Origin of the sequence: Streptomyces sp. NPDC051183 (genome assembly GCF_040682455.1) — a bacterium.
Lineage (GTDB): Bacteria > Actinomycetota > Actinomycetes > Streptomycetales > Streptomycetaceae > Streptomyces.
In genome coordinates, this window is the sequence record NZ_JBFBBA010000040.1 from 39,077 (window position 1) to 54,866 (window position 15,790).

Consider the following 15,790-nt stretch of genomic DNA (forward strand, 5'->3'; position numbering starts at 1 on the left):
GTCGTGGTCCGGACGGGGATCGGGGCCGGGATCGGTGTCAGGACAGGGACCGGAGGGTGAGCCTGTCGTCGGGATCGTCCCACAAGAGGACCAACCGGTCTGCCCCTGGCGCCTGTTGACGGTTGTCATCGGCGCCCGCGACCGCTCCCGCGACCGCCCGGCGCACCTCCCGCACCCTGCCGGGCAGCGCGAGCACGTCCAGCGCGCCCGGTTCGGGGCGGCCGTCCGGCGCGAGCAGCTCCGCCAGCCCGCCGTCCGGGACCGCGCCCCCACCGGGCCGCCACACCGCCACCGGCACCCCGCCTTCGAGTACGGCCTCCACCACCGCGCCGGTCCGCACGGCGGTCGAGGTGTGCGCGAGGACGCAGGCGGGTGCCGCCCCGGCGCCGAGCTCCATCCCCAGCGCGTCGGTGACCTCCGCGTCGGCCACCACCCGGACGGCTTCGGCGTGCCGGCCGCCCTGCGCGCACAGCCAGCGCCACTTGGTCCGCCACTCGGCGGCGCTGTCCTCGCGCTCCTGCGGGCAGCGCACGACCACCTGGTAGAGCTGGCCGAGGGCCCGGGTCCGCCCGGGGCCGCGGCCGCGCGGGACCGGCCACAGGTCGAAGTCCAGCTCCAGCAGCTCGTACGGCACGTGGAACTCGATCCGCTCCACCGCGTCGTACGGCCGCCCGGCCTCGGCCTCGCCGCCCAGGGCCCGTCCGACGCAGGCGAGTTGGCGTACGAGCTCCGCCCGTACGGACTCCAGCCGGACCGGCTCGCCCTCCGACTCCCAGATGTGCTCGGTGGCCTCGCGCCGCAGCCACATCCGCGCCAGGAAGCCGTCCTCACCGCCCGGCGGGGCCTCCAGCCTGACGTGCAGGGCGGTCCGGCGCGGCGGCGGGGGCGGCGGCGGCAGCGCGGGCAGGGCGAGCCGCTCGCGGGTCGCGTTCACCCAGCCGCCCAGCCGGTCCGCCCAGACGGTGTCGGCCGCCCCGGCCCGCGCACCGAGGAAGCGCACGAAGGGCACCGCGAGCGGCAGCCCGTCGCGGCCGCCCTGCCGCTCGTCGAGGTCCTGGGCCACCTCCAGCAGGGTCTCCCCCGGCAGGCCGCCGCGCACCGGCGTCGTACAGCCGGCCACCTTGAAGGCCCACGCATAGGCCTCGTACGCACATCGGGGCAGGTCACGGCCTTCGAAGAGGTCGCCGAGCTCGTCCCAGGCCCGCTGGTCCAGCCGGGCCGCACGCGGCAGCGCGACCCCGGGCAGGTCCTCGTCGAGGAAGGAGCAGGCGTCCCAGTCCCGGTCCACGAGGAACTGCGGCAGCTGCCAGCCCTCGCCGCGCTCGCGCAGCTCCTGGAAGCTGCGGTGGATGGACCGGGCGGCGCCGGCCAGCCCGGTGACGCCCTCGCGGACGGACCGCTGCCCGAGTTCGCCGAGCAGCGCCTCGGTGAACCGGCCCGCGGCCCGCTCGGAGTCGTTCTGCGCGGCCTCGCCCTCACGGGAGGCGTAGAGGCGGAACTGCCGGCGCCCCGGGACGGTGGCCCCGCCCCCGTAGTCGGTGCTGCCGAAGTTCAACCGGGTGGCGTGGGGCGCGTCGACGCGGCAGGCGTCCACCAGGGCGGCCTGGAGCGGGAACCGGCGATGGGTGACCAGGTCGGTGCGCCACCAGCGCAGCGCTGAGTCGAGGTTGAGGTGGCGGATCTGGCCGGGCAGCGCGTCGGCGCAGGGCAGCATGAGCTCCCGGCTCCGGCCCAGGTAGCCGTGGCCGGCCCAGAAGATCCACAGCAAGTCGCCGTCGCACTTGGGAAGTTCGTCGAGGAGCACCGACTTCACGTTCGCCTCGGTCGCCGGACGGTACGTGTCCTTCAGCGCGGCCAGGCCCGGCGAGGCCGCCCAGTCGAGTGCGTCGGGGTCGCCGAGCGGGGACAGCAGCAGCCGGACGTGGTCAGGCGGCACCTCGCCGGGCCCGGTCAGCCACTGGGCGAAGCGCAGGGCGTCGCGCGCCGGGCCGCGCAGGTTCCAGCCGTGGCTGATGTCATAGCTCTCGACCCCGGCGACGAGCGCGAAGGTGCGCCCGGGCCCCAGGTTCGGGGGCAGGAAGTCGGCCGGGCTCACCCGATCTCCGCCTCGGCCACCGCCTGTTCGATCCGCTCGTAGAGGGCTGCCTGTTTCCAGTAGGCGCTGTGGCAGGCGGGAAACGGCTGCCGGCTCGCGATCCGGTGGTCGCTGACGCGGGGGTCGCCCGGGAAGACCGGGCTCGCGAGGTACGAGAGCAGGTCGTGGCGGTCGTAGACGTTGAGCCAGTGCGGGAAGGCGTACGGGAGTTTGGTGCCCGGCGAGATCCCGGTGAGGGCGCCGAGCTCATAGAGGAAGGGGGCCTGCGAGCCGACGGTGACGAGGAGCCCGACTCCGGGGACGGGCTCGCCGCGGGCGGCGGCGAGGGCGAGCAGGTCCACGAGGGCGATGCCGCCGAGGCTGTGGCCGATGAGTACGGTCGGCCCCGGCTCGGCGGTGATCCGCTCGTGCAGGAACTCCCGGAGCTCCGCGCCCCGCGCCTGGTAGCGCAGGATGTCGCCGAGCGCGGGGGTGGCGTCGGCGGTGAGGGAGGGCCGCCAGGCGTTGAGGAGCGGCTGGGTGGTGACCCGCATGGCGAGCCGGCCCAGCACCGCAGCGGCGCGGGCGCCGGGCACCCGGGCGTCACCGCCGAGGCGGGTGGTGAGCAGTTCGACGAGCCGGTCGCGCTCCACGCCGGTGCAGTCGGCCTCGGCCCCCGCGGAGGCGAGCGCGGCCGCGGTCACGGCGCGGGCGAGGGCGGTGGCCAGTTCCCGGGCCTGCGGCTGCCCGGTGGCGCGCTCCCCGGCCCGGGCCGCCTCGGCCGAGGCGGCGGTGGCCTCCAGGGCGGCGGGGAATCCGGCGGCGAGGCCGGTGCCGTGCAGCAGCGCGGCCAGCTCGCCGCCCTCGGGCGTACCCGGATCCCCCGCGCCGCCCGGTAACTCCGCGAGCCGGTCCAGCAGTTGGAGGACCTGGATGCCGGGCGGCCGGACACCGGGCATCCCGAAGCCGTCGCCGTCGGCCGGCCCGTCGTCCCAGCCCGCCTCGGCCAGCACCCGTACCTCGCACAGCGGGTCGGTGAGCAGCAGCGCCCATTCGGCGGTCTCGGCGTCCGCCGGATCGGGCGCACCCGGATGCTCGGGGGCGCCCATGCCGGGTACGGAGCGGCCGCCGGCGCTCAGGGTGGCCCCGAACCGGTCGCCCCAGAAGCAGGAGTCCACGGCCGCGCCGGGGAAGCGGGCGGTCAGGCCCGCCTTGACCAGCGCGAACAGCGTTTCGTGCCGCTCGCGCCGCACCCCCGTACCGTGAACGAACAGAAAACGCATGGCGGCCCCGCCCCCTCGTACTCTTTTCCCCCGCTCGGCACGATAGCGCCGGACGGTGAATGGGGGGCGGGTATCGGCGAGTTCAGCATGATCTTGCGAGGAACCCCCGGCGTTTACGCCCGGGAGGAATCGCATCCTTGATCCGGAGGCGCGCAGCGCCGGGGTTCTCTTCGCATCTGTCGGTGACGGTCAGTCGGGCCGCTTCTGGTTCTCGATGTACTCCTTGATGACGGCCAGCGGGGCGCCGCCTGCGGAGGCGGCGAAGTAGGACGGCGACCAGAAGTGTTCGCCCCACAGGTACTTGCGGATGTGGGTGGGGAACTCCTGGCGGAGCCTGCGGGCGGAGACGCCCTTGAGGGAGCCGACGAGCCGGGACAGGGCGACCTTCGGCGGGTAGTGCACGAGCAGATGGACGTGGTCGGCCTCGCCGTTGAACTCGACCAGCTCGGTCTCGAAGTCGGCGCAGACGGCCCGCATGATCTCTTCGCAGCGCCGCAGGATCTCGTCCGTGAACGGGCCACGCCGGTACTTCGGGGTAGTACGATCCAGATGTGAAGATCGTGACGCAGGTGAAGCTGATGCCGGAGGCCGACCAGGCCGCCGCGCTCCGCTCCACCCTGCGCACGGCCAACGAGGCCGCGTGCTGGGTGTCGGGGGTGGCGTTCGAGCACGGTGTCCCGCGTGAGTACGAACTTCGCGAGCACACGTATGCCGAGCTGAAGACCCGGGGGCTCGGGGCGCAGGCCGCGCAGCACGTCATCAAGAAGACCCGCGACGCGTACACGACGCTCAAGGCCAACATCAAGGCCGGGAATCTCGGCAAGCCGGGCTCGAAACGCCGGACCAAGGCCGAGTCGAAACCGATCGCGTTCCGGCCCGATGCCGAGCAGCCGTACGACGACCGGTGCCTCTCCTGGCAGTACGATCAGCAGACCGTTTCGATCTGGACCACGGCCGGTCGACTCAAGAACGTGCGCTTCGCGTGCTCGCCGGACGAGGCACCGCAAGCGGCACCTGGAACTGCGGAAGAAGTTGCAGGCCAAGGGCACCAAGTCCGCGAAGCGCCTGCTCAAGAAGCGCTCCCGCAAGGAAGCCCGGCACACCGCCGACGTCAACCACATCATCTCCAAGACCATCGTCACCACCGCTGAACGCACCGGCTCCGGTATCGCCCTGGAAGATCTCACGGGCATCCGCGACCGGGTACGGCACCGCAAGGACCAGCGGACCTCTCCGCACTCGTGGGGCTTCCACCAGCTCGGCCGGTACATCGCGTACAAGGCGAAGCGGGCGGGGGTGCCGCTGGTGTACGTCGATCCGGCGTACACCAGCCAGCAATGCTCCCAGTGCGGCCACACCGACTGGAAGAGCCGCGTCGATCAAGCGACGTTCGCGTGCCGGTCCTGCGGGGCCCTCATGCACGCGGACGACAACGCGTCCCACAACATCGGCCGCAAGGGCGAGACCGTGTGGACCGCGGGGCGTGAGTCACGCGCCCCTGCCACCCCGTAAGGGGTGTCTGAACGGAGGAGCCAACCCAGCAGCCAGCTGGGCGCTACCTCCAAGCCCGGTCCTTTAGAGCCGGGTCAAGTTGACATCCTGCGGGCGATGGTGAGGCCGTCGGCGATCGGGAGCATGACGGACTCGACGCGGTCGTCGGCCCGGACGTGCGCGTTGAACTCCCGGATGGCCAGGCCGTTCCCGGTGGCGTCCGTGCGCACCGCCTCGCCCCCGTACAGGACGTTGTCGGCGAGGAGCAGCCCGCCGGGCCGCACGCGCGGTACGAGCTGGTCCCAGTAGGCCCGGTACCCGGTCTTGTCGGCGTCCAGGAAGACCAGGTCGACCACCGGCTCGGCCGGGAGCGCGGTGACGGTCTCCAGGGCGGGGGCGATCCGCAGGTCGATCCGGTCGGCGACCCCCGCGGCCTTCCAGGCCTCCTGGGCGATGGAGGTCCACTCCTCGGAGACGTCGCAGGTGAGGACCTGGCCGCCGGGGGCCAGTCCCTCGGCGAGCGCGAGGGTGGAGTAGCCGGTGAAGGTGCCGATCTCCACGATCCGGCGGGCGCCGGTGAGCCGGGCCAGCAGGGTGAGGAGTACGCCCTGTTCGTGCGGGATCTGCATCTCGGCGGGGCCGCCCAGCGCGCGGGTGCGCCGGATCAGCTCCGCCTGCACCTCGCTCGGCGGCTCCGCCTGGGCGACCAGGTAGGAGTACACCTCGGGGGTGAGGGGCACTGTCTTGACCTCGTCCGCGGACCTGCTCATGTGTTGCGTCCCTTCGGGGGCTCGGGAATCCGGGAGATCTGGGGCGGTTCCTCGCAGACCGCCACCGCCACCAGGCGGGCGAGCGCTTCGCGTCCGAAGCGCTCGGGGCAGCCGTCCGGGAGGGTACCCAGGCCGTGCGCGCCGATGTCGGCGACGCAGTCGGCCAGCAGGCGGACCAGTTGCGCCCGGTGGGCCGGACGGCACACGGGCCCCCGTTCCACCTGGAAGTGCGCGTCGTACAGGGCCTGTTCGGCTTCGGTCGGACCGTGTCCGGCGCTGCGGCCGGCCTGCTGGAGGAGGGAGGCGCCCTCGGGCACCAGGCGGCGGGCCACCGCCATGTGCACCCGCTGGTTGTCGCGGACCGCGCCGCCCAGCAGGGTGAGCAGCGGGGCCGGGTGGCGGTCGCGGACGGCGCGCAGGGCGGCGGAGACGGGGGCGTGGTCGCGGGCCCATTCGCCGCTGAAGGCGGGGTGGGCGGCGGCCATCCCGGGGCGGACCAGGGTGGCGTACTGCTCGGGGGTGCAGCTGCCGGAGTACAGGAACAGCACGGAGTAGACGTCGTACAGGGCCGTGGTCCAGGCGAGCAGCCGGGTCGTCGCCCGCTCCGGTGCGGCGGCCAGCGCGTGCAGCCCCGGGGGGAGCAACTGCCATACGCAGAAGGCGGCGTGGTGTCCGGTGAGCCAGCGGTGGCGGACCCGGTCGGCCTCGTCGGCGGGGGGCAGGCAGGCGTCGGGCGGGCTGCCCGAGAGGATCGCGCGCAGGGCGTCGAGCTCGGCGTCCAGCCGCTCCTGGCACGAGGTGCGGCCGCAGGGGGCCGGGGGCTCCCCCGGCAGGGGCAGGATCAGCGGCACGGTCCCGCCCCCCGCGCAGCGGGAGTGCGGCAGGGCGGCGCGGACGGCCTCGGTGGACGGCGTCACCACAGCGTGACCGGCAGGGATTCGAGCCAGTTCATGGTCATGCTGGGGCGGTGCCGGATGTCCTCGGCCGGTACGGCGAGGCGCATGTCGGGGAACCGGTCCAGGAGCTTGCCGTACCCGATCTCCAGCTGGGCGTGGCCGACCTTCGAGCCGACGCAGCGGTGGGCGCCGTGGCCCATGCCGAGGTGCTGGTGGTCGGTGCGGGTGATGTCGAAGCGGTGCGGGTCGGGGTAGCGGCGCGGGTCGCGGTGGGCGGCCTGGAGCGCGAGGAGCAGGAACTCGCCCTCGGGGACGGTGGTTTCGCCGAGCCGCACGGGCCGGTCGGTGTAGCGGGGGCCCACCGCCCGGAAGGAGCCGTCGTAGCGCAGGGTCTCCTCGATGGCGCCGGGCAGCAGGGAGCGGTCGGCGCGCAGCGCGGCGAGCTGTTCGGGGTGGCTGAGCAGCGCGAGCATCCCGTTGGCGAGGGCGTTGGCGCTCTCCATTCCGGCGATGAGCAACAAGAAGACGGTGGAGGCCAGTTCGTGCCTGTTGAGGGGACACGGTCCGGCGCGTCCGGCCACGAGCGTGAAGATCAGGCCCTCGGAGTCCGACGGGGCCGGGCTGCGGGCGTCCTGTTGGGCGATCCGGCGGTCCACGACGGCTTCGGCGTAGTCCGCGATGGTCGCGGAGACGTCCCGTACCGACTGGGAGCTGCCCTGGATCATCAGGATGTCGAACCAGGTGCGGAAGTCCGTCCGTTCCTCCTGTCCGAGGCCGAGGACGTGGGCGATGGCGTCGATGGCGCAGGGGTAGGTGAAGTCCGCGCGCAGGTCGAGCGGGCCGGGGCCGGCGGCGCACAGCGCGTCGAGCCGGCGGTCGGTGAGTTCGGCGAGGCGCGGCCGCAGGAGTTCGGTGCGCGCGGGGCTGAGGGCCTGCTGGGTTGCTTGCCGCAGCCGTTGGTGCTCGGGCCCATCGGAGTTGATCATGTTGTTGCGGATCCGGACGTTCACGTCCCGGCGCCGCTCGGGGTCGATCTGGTGGCGCTCGCGCAGCTCCGGGCGCCGCCATTCGTCCTTGCGGACGCCGGGGTGGGTGAGGGCGGTGCGGACGTCCTCGTAGCCGGGGACCACCCAGATCCGGTGCCCGCTGAAGCCGGTCACCGCGGTGGCCGGGCCCCGGGCGCGCAGGGCGTCGAAGCGGGGGTGCGGATCGTGGAAGAACTCCGGGGTGAAGAAGGCCGGCGGCGGGGCCAGGAGGGGCGTGGCCGGGGGTGACGCGGTCATGGGCGGGCCGGTGCCTTTCGGTCGGTGGCGGCGCGTACGGCGACGGCCGCGCAGGTGCCGCCCCGGCTGCCGGCGACGACGAGCGCGGACACGGGGGCTTCGGTAGGGGTCGTCGAGTCGGTACGGGAGAACTCGGGGAGCGGGTGGCGGGTCCCGGTCAGCGGCCGGTGCCCGACGGCCGGGTCCGCGCACGCCTCCAGGGCCGCGAGTACGGCGAGCAGCGCGCCGGCCGCCTGGGTGTACCCGGTGGCGCCGCTGATGTTGGCCGGGGGTCCCGGGAAGCCGGCCAGCGCGCGGGCCTCGGCCGCGTCGCCCGCGGGGTGGCCCCAGGCGGTGCCGTACAGCCGGCACGGCCGGCCGGGAGCGAGCCCGGAGCGGCGGGCGGCGCCGGCGAGGACGCGCGCCAGGGCCGCGCCGGAGGCCTCCACGGCGCCGGGCCCCACGGGGGCTCCGCCGCCGCAGTGCCCGAGGACCCGGCCCAGCACGCGGGCGCCCCGGCGGGCGGCGTGTTCGGCGGACTCCAGCACCAGGGCGACACCGGCGGGGGTGAGGACTCCCCCGTCGGCGTCCACGTCGTAGGGGCGGCCGGCGTCCTTGGAGAGCAGCCCGTGGTCGGCGAAGGCGGCGTGCAGGGCGGGGGCCGCCTCGTCGGCGGCGATGACGTACACCGTGTCGGCGCGGCCGGCGTGGATCAGGTCGGCGGCCTGGCCGAGGGCGAGGAGCCCGGAGGCATCCCCGGCCGAGAGGACGGCGCCCGGGCCGCGGGCGCCGAGCGCGAGGGCGGCGTACCCGGCGGGCACGCCGGCCACCGAGTTGGGGGCGAGCAGGGGGCTCGGGGGCTGCCCCTGCGCGTGCAGCTCGGCCATGGCGGTGTGCGTGGTGACCGGGCCGGAGGCGGTGGCGATGACCAGCCCGGTGCGATCGGGGTCCGGGCGGTGCGCGAACCGCGCGTCGGTCTCGGCCTGCCGGGCGGCGGCGAGCACGATCCGCCCGAAGGGGTCGAGCCGCGGCCGGTCGGCGGGATCGATGGCCGCCGCCAACTCGCCCTCGTCCAGCTCCGCTCCGGCCGGCACGGCCGCTCCACTGCGCAGGTGCGCGAGGAACCCGCCGCGCCCGTACCCCGCCGGATGCACCACTCCGGCCCCGGTGACGACCACGCCCGCCACGCCCGCCACGCCCGCCTCCGGGCCGTCGCTCACGGGGGCCGTGGCCGCGGGCCGGGGAACCGCGGGAGCGTGGGCCGCCGCGAGGACGAGGGCGGCGTTCTGGCCGCCGAAGCCCGCCGAGGTGCTCACCGCGTACCGCAGGCCGGGGGCGGGGCGGGTGGCGCCGTGGACGATGTCCCAACCGCCCTGCGGCGCCGTGGCGTTCAGCGTCGGCGGAAGCGCGCCGTGCCGGAGTGCGAGGAGGGTGATCGCCGCTTCCAGGGCTCCGGAGGCGCCCAGCGCGTGGCCGGTCTGCGACTTGGTGCTGCTGACCGGGGGACGGCGGTCCTCGAACACCGCTTCCAGGGCCAGCAGTTCGGCGCAGTCGTTGGCGCGGGTGCCGGTGCCGTGCCCGTTGACGTAGTCGATCCGGGCCGGGTCCAGCCCGGCGTCGGCGAGGGCGAGTGTCACCGCCCGGCGCAGGCCCTCGCCCTGCGGGTGCGGGGCGGTGATGTGGTGGGCGTCGCCGGTGAGGGCGTGCCCCAGCAGGTACCCGAACGGTTCGGCCCCGGCACGTCCGGCGGGCTCCAGTACGAGGAAGGCCACGCCTTCGCCGAGGCTGGTCCCGGCGCTGCGTCCGTACGGGGAGCAGGGCCCGCGGTCCAGGGCCCGCCAGCTGTCGAAGGCGGCGAGCACGGAATCGTCCAGCAGGTTGACCCCGCCCGCCAGCACCGCGTCGGCCCGGCCGGTCCGGATCAGCTCGGCCCCGTGCGCGAGCGCGCAGGCCGAGGCGACGCAGCCGTTGACGAACACCTCCCGCGGCCCGGTCGCGCCGAGCGCCTCGGCGATGGCGTCGGCGGCGGTGTGCGGCCTGGCCAGGGCCCGGTCGCGGTGCGCGGCGAGGTGGTGCCCGAAGTCGGGCGCCCCCCAGTCGGTGGTGCCGACCACGACGGCGACCCGCTCGCCCGCGGGCCCCGTCCGGTGCGGGCCGGCCGAGGCCCAGGCGGCCGTGGCGTGGTGGACGGCCAGCCCGACCGTCGCATCGGGGCCGCCCCGGCGGGCCGGTTCGGGCAGCAGGCCGCAGGTGTGGCGGGGTCCGCGGGAGGTGAGGCCGGGCGCCCCCGCCGCGACGGCGGCCCAGACGGCCTCGGGGGTGTCCCCGAGGGAGCAGGCCAGGTGCATGCCGGTCACGGCCACCGCGCTCACGCCGTCACCCCCGACCCGGCCAGCGGCTTGCCGAGCGGCCCGCGCGGGATCCGGTCGACGAACCGGATCTGCCGGGGCGCGGCGCCCAGGCCGCGCGCGGTGGCCCGTACGCCGCCCTCCGTGAGCGGGCCGCCTCCGGCGACGAGCACGTCGTACGTCTCCCCGCGCAGCGGGTCGGCCGCGCGTACGCACGCCACGTCGGCGCCGGGCAGAGCCGCGCGCAGCCGGGCCGCGATGCCGTTGAGGTCGTGCCGGACCCCGTTGACCTTGACCAGGTGGGCGCGGCGGCCGAGGCGCAGGAAGCGCCGCTCGTCCAGCAGCCGGACCAGGTCGTCCATCTCGTGGCTCGCGGGGTGGCTGCCGTCGGGGAGGGCGGACAGCCGCGGCCCGGACACGGTGAGCGGGACCTCCTCCGCCCGGCCCCGCGCCCCCGCGAAGGTGACGTCGTCGAGCAGCGTCCACGGCCCGGCCGGATCCCAGCCGGCCCGGTGGGCGACGGCGCTGGTCTCGGTGGAACCGAGCACCTCGACCATCGCGGTGCGCGCACCGTCCTGCAACGCCCATGCCTCCGGGGGGAGTTCGGCCGAGCTGTGCAGGAAGGTGACGTGGTCGAAGGAGGCGAGCCAGCGCGGGTGGCGGGCCAGGATCCGGAAGGTCCACGGGATGGCGACGACCGCGATGCGGCGGGCGCCGGTCGGCGGCGGCGGACTGTCGAAGGAGGGCCAGAACCACACCGGCAGACCGGTGACCGCGGGCAGCAGCATGGTCGCCGAGGCTCCGTAGGCGTGCCGGGACGGGGCGAAGCTCACGATGGCCCCGGGCTCGTACGGGCCGATCAGGCGGGCGAGTTGCTCGCTGTCGGCCCGCAGCCGGGCCCCGGTGAGGGTCCGGCGCACGGGGGCGCCGGTGGAGCCGGAGGTGTGGAAGACGTAGTCCCGTGCGACGAGCCCGTCCCGCACGGCGGCGGCCTCGGCGGGGCCGAGCCGGTCCCAGGGCAGGTGCCACGGCAACGGCCCGACCGCGCCCGCCGCACCGGCTGCCCCGGCCGCACCGGCCGACGGCGCCGGGGTCCCGTCCACCGGGGTCCCGTCCACCGGGGTCCCGTCCGCCGAGGTCCCGTCCACCGGGGAGCCGATGCCCGGCCGCTCCCACAGCGCGTCGAACGCGAGCGTCTCGTACGCCTGCGCGCTCCGCCCCGCCCCGCTCACTGCGCGCTCGCGCCCGTGCCCAGCAGCTCGGCCAGGCGGGCCGTCGCCGCGTCCAGGGTGGTGACGTCGGCGGTGTCCAGCGCCCCGACTTCCAGCCCGAACTCCTTCTCCAGCCGGGTCACGGCCTCCAGCTGCATCAGGCTGTCGTACGCCGCGGCGGGGAACTCCGCGAGCGGGGCTCCTCCCGCCCAGTCGGCGAGGGACTGCCCCAGGGCCCCTTCCAGCACGCGGCGCACCCGCGGCGCCAGGTCGACGGCTTCGGTGACGGCTTCGGCTTCGGCTTCGGCTTCGGTCATGGCTGCTGCTCCTCGAACTCGTCGGCGGACTCGTCGCCGAGGCCGTCCAGTACGTCGGCGGCCCGGCGGACCTCCTCGTCCAGCGCCCGGTCCGGGTCGACGGGCGCGATCACGGCGGCGAGCCGCTCCAGCACGGCCGCGCAGCGCGGGGCGCTCGGCCCGCGCCCGGATCCCCGTACGGAGAGGAAAGCGGCCTGCCGCAGGGCGACGGCCAGCGATCCGTGCAGCCAGCGCAGCCGCTCCGCCTGGGCCAGCGCCGTCAGGGCGGCCTGGGTGCCGAAGGGGACCACGTCCTGGTTGTGGCCGTTGGTCGGCAGGCTCTGCACGGACGCGGGGACGGCCTCGCGGCGCATCGCGGCGACGGTGGCGGTCGCGGCGAGCTGTACGCCCTGCACCCCGTGCTGGCGGCCCGGTTCGGCGGCCAGCATGGGCGGGAGTCCGCCGTTGCGGTGCGGGTCGACGAGGAGGTCGAGCTGGCGTTCGGCGAGGTTGCCGAGCTGCGTCGCGGTCATGGACAGCAGGTCGGCGGCGAAGGCCACGGGCTGCCCGAAGAAGTTGCCGCCGTGCGCGACGAGGTCGTCCTCGGCGAAGAACAGCGGGTTGTCGCTGATCCCCGCGAGGTCGTCGCCGATGACCCGGCCGGCGTGGCCGAGCGAGGCGGCGGCCGCGCCGAGCAGTTGCGGGGTGCAGCGGATGCTGTACGGCTCCTGCAGCGGCCTGCCGGGGGCCGGGACGGTGCCCGCCATGAGCTCGCGCAGGTCCGCGGCCGCCCGTACCGCGTCGGGGTGGCCGAAGGCGCGCAGCAGTTGCGGGGCGAGGAAGGCGGGGGCCGCGCCGAGCAGGTCGGCGAGGCAGGCGCTCAGCGTGAGGGCGGTGCGGTACGAGCGGTGCAGCCGGGCGGTGGCCAGAGCGGCCGCGGCGGCGGTCACCGAGGTGCCGTTGACCAGGGCGAGCGCGTCGCGGCCGTCGAGCTCCAGCGGGGTGAGCCCGGCCCGGCGCAGCGCCTCGGCGGCCGGGAGGCGTTCGCCGCCGAGGTAGGCGTGGCCGTGGCCGCGCAGCGCGCGGGCGGCGTGGGCGAGCGGGATGAGGTCGCCGCTCGCGCCGACCGAGCCGTAGGTGGGGACGGCGGGCGCGAAGGAGGTGCGCAGGGCGGCGCGGAGCGCGTCCACGACCAGGGGCGAGACCCCGGAGCGGCCCCGGCACAGGGACCACAGGCGGACGGTGAGGGCGGCGCGGACGACGGCGGGCGGGAGGTCCTGGCCCTGTCCGGCCAGCAGGTGGTTGATCGCGTTGTCGCACTGGCCGGCGTGGTCCGCGCGGCCGGGGAAGGCGACGAGCGGTCCGAAGCCGGTGGTGGCGCCGTACACCTCGCGGCCGTCGCCCATGGTCCGGGCGGTGTAGTCGCGGCATTCGGCGATACGTCGGCGGACCTCGCCGTCGAGCTCGAACTCGACGGGCCGGGCGGCCCGTTCGAGCGTGCCGGGGGTGAGCCGGCCGGCGAGCGGGATCGCGGGCCGGCGGGCGGAGTCGAGGAGCATCGCTCATCCCTGCGGTCGGAAGGCAGCGGCGTGTGGGGCCCACACCGCGGGGCCCCTGGCCTGGGCGGACTGCCGTCGCCCGCGTCCGGGATCACCCGGCTGAATCAACGACGGTGCGGCCGGGGGGAAACGGCGCCGTGGCGATGGTGTGACGCGCGTCCGCGCGGGCGGGGCGGGATGTCCGACCCGGGCCCCTACCCATGACCTGTCACATGTGAAATATTACCGACGCTTCGACCCGAACTCCCGGAAAGGCCAGCCACCTTGCGCAGACTCGCTGCGGTGGGCGCGGCGATATCCCTCGCCCTCCTCGCCGCCCCCGCGCTCGCCGCCACCACTCCCCCGACCCCGCCCCCCGGCGGGCAGCAGCAGGCCGAGCACGCGGCCGCCCCGCCGCCCGCACCCCTGGAACTCCAGCGCCAGGCCCTGCGCCGCCAGGCCCTCGAATCCGTCGCGGCCGGCGGCCCCGAAGGCCTGCGGGCCGAGGCCGACGGCACGCTCCCGCGCCAGACCAAGGTCGGCAAGCGGTACGTCGAACTGGCCCAGGAACGCAAGGACAAGGTCTTCGTCATCCTCGCCGAGTTCGGCGACCAGGTGGACACCACCACCGAGTTCGAGGGCAAGCCCCGATTCGGCGGCACGCCCGGGCCGCTGCACAACACCATCGGCAAGCCCGCCAAGGACGACAACCACACCCTGTGGCGCAAGGACTTCGACCGGTCCTACTACCAGCGGCAGTTCTTCTCCACCGAGCCGGGTTCGGCATCGCTGCGGGCCTACTACCGGCTCCAGTCGTCCGGCCGCTACGACATGGACGGCACCGTCACCGACTGGGTCAAGCTCCCCTGGAACGAGGCCCGTTACGGCACGGACAACTGCTCCGAGCCCGGCCAGTGCCGCACCAACTGGGACATGATCCGGGACGCCACGGACGCCTGGTACAAGTCCGAGCGCGCGAAGGGCCGTACGCCCGAGCAGATCAGGGCGCAGCTCGCCGAGTACGACGGGTGGGACCGCTACGACGCCGACCACGACGGCAACTTCGACGAGCCCGACGGCTATCTCGACCACCTGGTGGTCGTCCACGCGGGCAAGGACCAGACCTGGGGCGGCGGCACGCAGGGCAAGGACGCCGTCTGGGCACACCGCTGGTTCGCCTACTGGAACCAGGCCGGCAGCGCGGGCCCCGAGGGGAACAAGGCGGGCGGCACCCCGGTGGGCGACACCGGCATCTGGGCGGGCGACTACCTGACCGGCGGGGAGAACAGCGGTGCCGGCCTGTTCGCCCACGAGTTCGGGCACGACCTGGGCCTGCCCGACATGTACAGCTCGGACGGGGACAACAGCGTCAACTACTGGTCCCTGATGTCCTCCGGCTCCTACCTGGCCAAGGGGCCGGGCACGACGGGCGAGTTCCCGGGGGACCTCGACCCGTGGAGCAAACTGCAGCTGGGCTGGCTGGAGTACACGGAGGCCGACGCGGGCCGCAGGACGCGCGCCACGCTCGGGGTGTCCGCGTACAACACGGAGGATCCGCAGGCCCTGTTGGTACACCTGCCGCCCACGGTGACAAGGACCGAGCTGACCGACCCGTACGAGGGCTCCTCCCAGTGGTGGAGCGGCACGGGCGATTTCATGGACAACACCATCGGCCGTACGGTGGACCTCACGGCGGTGGCGCCGGGCGGCGGGGCGGCCCGGCTCGACGCGCGGGTCTGGTACGACATCGAGCAGGACTTCGACTACCTGACGGTGGAGGCCTCCACCGACGGCGGGACCGTCTGGACGGCGCTGCCGGGCACCGTGAACGGCACGCCCGTCGCCCCCAAGGGCGTCACCGGAACCTCGGCCGGCTGGGCGCAACTGTCGGTCCCGCTCGACCGGTTCGCCGGTACGGGCGTCCAGCTGCGGCTGCGCGTCACCTCGGACAGCAACACCCACGGCAAGGGCGTCACCTTCGACGACATCCGGATCACGGCGGGCGACCGGGAGCTGCTGCGCGACGGAGCGGAGCAGGGCGCGAACGGCTGGACGGCCGTCAAGTGGTCGCGCACGGAAGGCCGTACGGGCAGCGAGCAGCACCCGCAGGCGTACTTCGTGGAGAACCGGCGCTACACCGGCTACGGGACGCAGCTCAGGACCGGCCCGTACAACTTCGGCTTCACCGGGGACAAGGTGGAGTTCTACCCGTACCAGCAGGGCGTGCTGATCTGGCTCTGGAACACGGCGTACAGCGACAACACCACCAAGGCGCACCCGGGCGGCGGGATGCTGCTGCCGGTCGACGCCCGGCCCGAGCCGCTGAGGTTCGCGGACGGGTCGCTGCTCAACGCCCGCGCCCAGACCTTCGACGCCACGTTCTCGCTGCGCAGGAGCGACCGGATCGTCCTGCACAAGGCCGGCGTCCCGCAGGTGGTGCCGGCGCGGCCCGGGGTCTCCGTCTTCGACGACCGCCACGGCTCGTACTGGAACGCGGAGCTGCCGCAGGTCGGGGTCAAGGTCCCGGACACGGGGACCCGGATCACGGTTCTGAAGGAGGCCGCGGGCGGCGCCCTGACCACGGTGCAGGTGAGCCCGTCCCCCTGATGCTGTGACCGTCC

The 15,790-nt window shown here is 74.9% G+C and carries 11 protein-coding genes and 1 pseudogene; 2 read left to right on the plus strand and 10 right to left on the minus strand.

Features of this window, described 5'->3' with window-relative positions; genetic code table 11:
- Window positions 1–37: 37 nt before the first annotated feature.
- The 3 genes from AB0M99_RS29455 to tnpA form a co-directional block, all read right to left on the minus strand.
- Window positions 38–2,095 (minus strand): hypothetical protein, encoded by a 2,058-nt coding sequence (locus AB0M99_RS29455; protein ID WP_365925715.1) that lies wholly within the window; start codon window positions 2,093–2,095, stop codon window positions 38–40.
- Window positions 2,092–3,357 (minus strand): hypothetical protein, encoded by a 1,266-nt coding sequence (locus tag AB0M99_RS29460; RefSeq protein ID WP_365925718.1) that lies wholly within the window; start codon window positions 3,355–3,357, stop codon window positions 2,092–2,094. Before AB0M99_RS29460 ends, AB0M99_RS29455 begins: the two co-directional genes overlap by 4 nt.
- 189 nt (window positions 3,358–3,546) lie before the next feature.
- Complete coding sequence (gene tnpA, locus AB0M99_RS29465) at window positions 3,547–3,906, minus strand: IS200/IS605 family transposase (protein WP_365925774.1); 360 nt, start codon at window positions 3,904–3,906, stop codon at window positions 3,547–3,549.
- Window positions 3,907–3,935: 29 nt separating this feature from the next.
- Between tnpA and AB0M99_RS29470 the strand changes: the two are divergent.
- Window positions 3,936–4,869: pseudogene (locus AB0M99_RS29470) on the plus strand (transposase).
- A 74-nt stretch (window positions 4,870–4,943) separates the two neighbouring features.
- On the opposite strand, the gene AB0M99_RS29475 reads toward AB0M99_RS29470, so the two are convergent.
- The 7 genes from AB0M99_RS29475 to AB0M99_RS29505 are packed head-to-tail and all read right to left on the minus strand — an operon-like array spanning window position 4,944 to window position 13,190.
- Window positions 4,944–5,618, minus strand: coding sequence for an O-methyltransferase (locus AB0M99_RS29475; RefSeq protein ID WP_365925720.1), 675 nt, complete (start codon window positions 5,616–5,618; stop codon window positions 4,944–4,946).
- On the minus strand, window positions 5,615–6,535 hold the full coding sequence (locus AB0M99_RS29480) for a hypothetical protein (protein ID WP_365925722.1): 921 nt from the start codon (window positions 6,533–6,535) through the stop codon (window positions 5,615–5,617). Before AB0M99_RS29480 ends, AB0M99_RS29475 begins: the two co-directional genes overlap by 4 nt.
- A complete protein-coding gene (locus tag AB0M99_RS29485; RefSeq protein WP_365925724.1) occupies window positions 6,532–7,797 on the minus strand; it encodes a cytochrome P450 in 1,266 nt (421 codons plus the stop codon). Before AB0M99_RS29485 ends, AB0M99_RS29480 begins: the two co-directional genes overlap by 4 nt.
- A complete protein-coding gene (locus tag AB0M99_RS29490) occupies window positions 7,794–10,148 on the minus strand; it encodes a beta-ketoacyl synthase N-terminal-like domain-containing protein (protein ID WP_365925726.1) in 2,355 nt (784 codons plus the stop codon). The genes AB0M99_RS29485 and AB0M99_RS29490 overlap by 4 nt, the downstream gene beginning before the upstream one ends.
- A complete protein-coding gene (locus tag AB0M99_RS29495) occupies window positions 10,145–11,356 on the minus strand; it encodes an AMP-binding protein (RefSeq protein ID WP_365925728.1) in 1,212 nt (403 codons plus the stop codon). Before AB0M99_RS29495 ends, AB0M99_RS29490 begins: the two co-directional genes overlap by 4 nt.
- Window positions 11,353–11,652, minus strand: coding sequence for a hypothetical protein (locus AB0M99_RS29500; protein ID WP_365925730.1), 300 nt, complete (start codon window positions 11,650–11,652; stop codon window positions 11,353–11,355). Before AB0M99_RS29500 ends, AB0M99_RS29495 begins: the two co-directional genes overlap by 4 nt.
- Window positions 11,649–13,190 (minus strand): aromatic amino acid ammonia-lyase, encoded by a 1,542-nt coding sequence (locus tag AB0M99_RS29505; RefSeq protein WP_365925732.1) that lies wholly within the window; start codon window positions 13,188–13,190, stop codon window positions 11,649–11,651. The genes AB0M99_RS29500 and AB0M99_RS29505 overlap by 4 nt, the downstream gene beginning before the upstream one ends.
- A gap of 264 nt (window positions 13,191–13,454) precedes the next feature.
- On the opposite strand from AB0M99_RS29505, the gene AB0M99_RS29510 reads away from it, so the two are divergent.
- Window positions 13,455–15,776, plus strand: coding sequence for an immune inhibitor A domain-containing protein (locus AB0M99_RS29510; protein ID WP_365925734.1), 2,322 nt, complete (start codon window positions 13,455–13,457; stop codon window positions 15,774–15,776).
- Window positions 15,777–15,790: the final 14 nt, after the last annotated feature.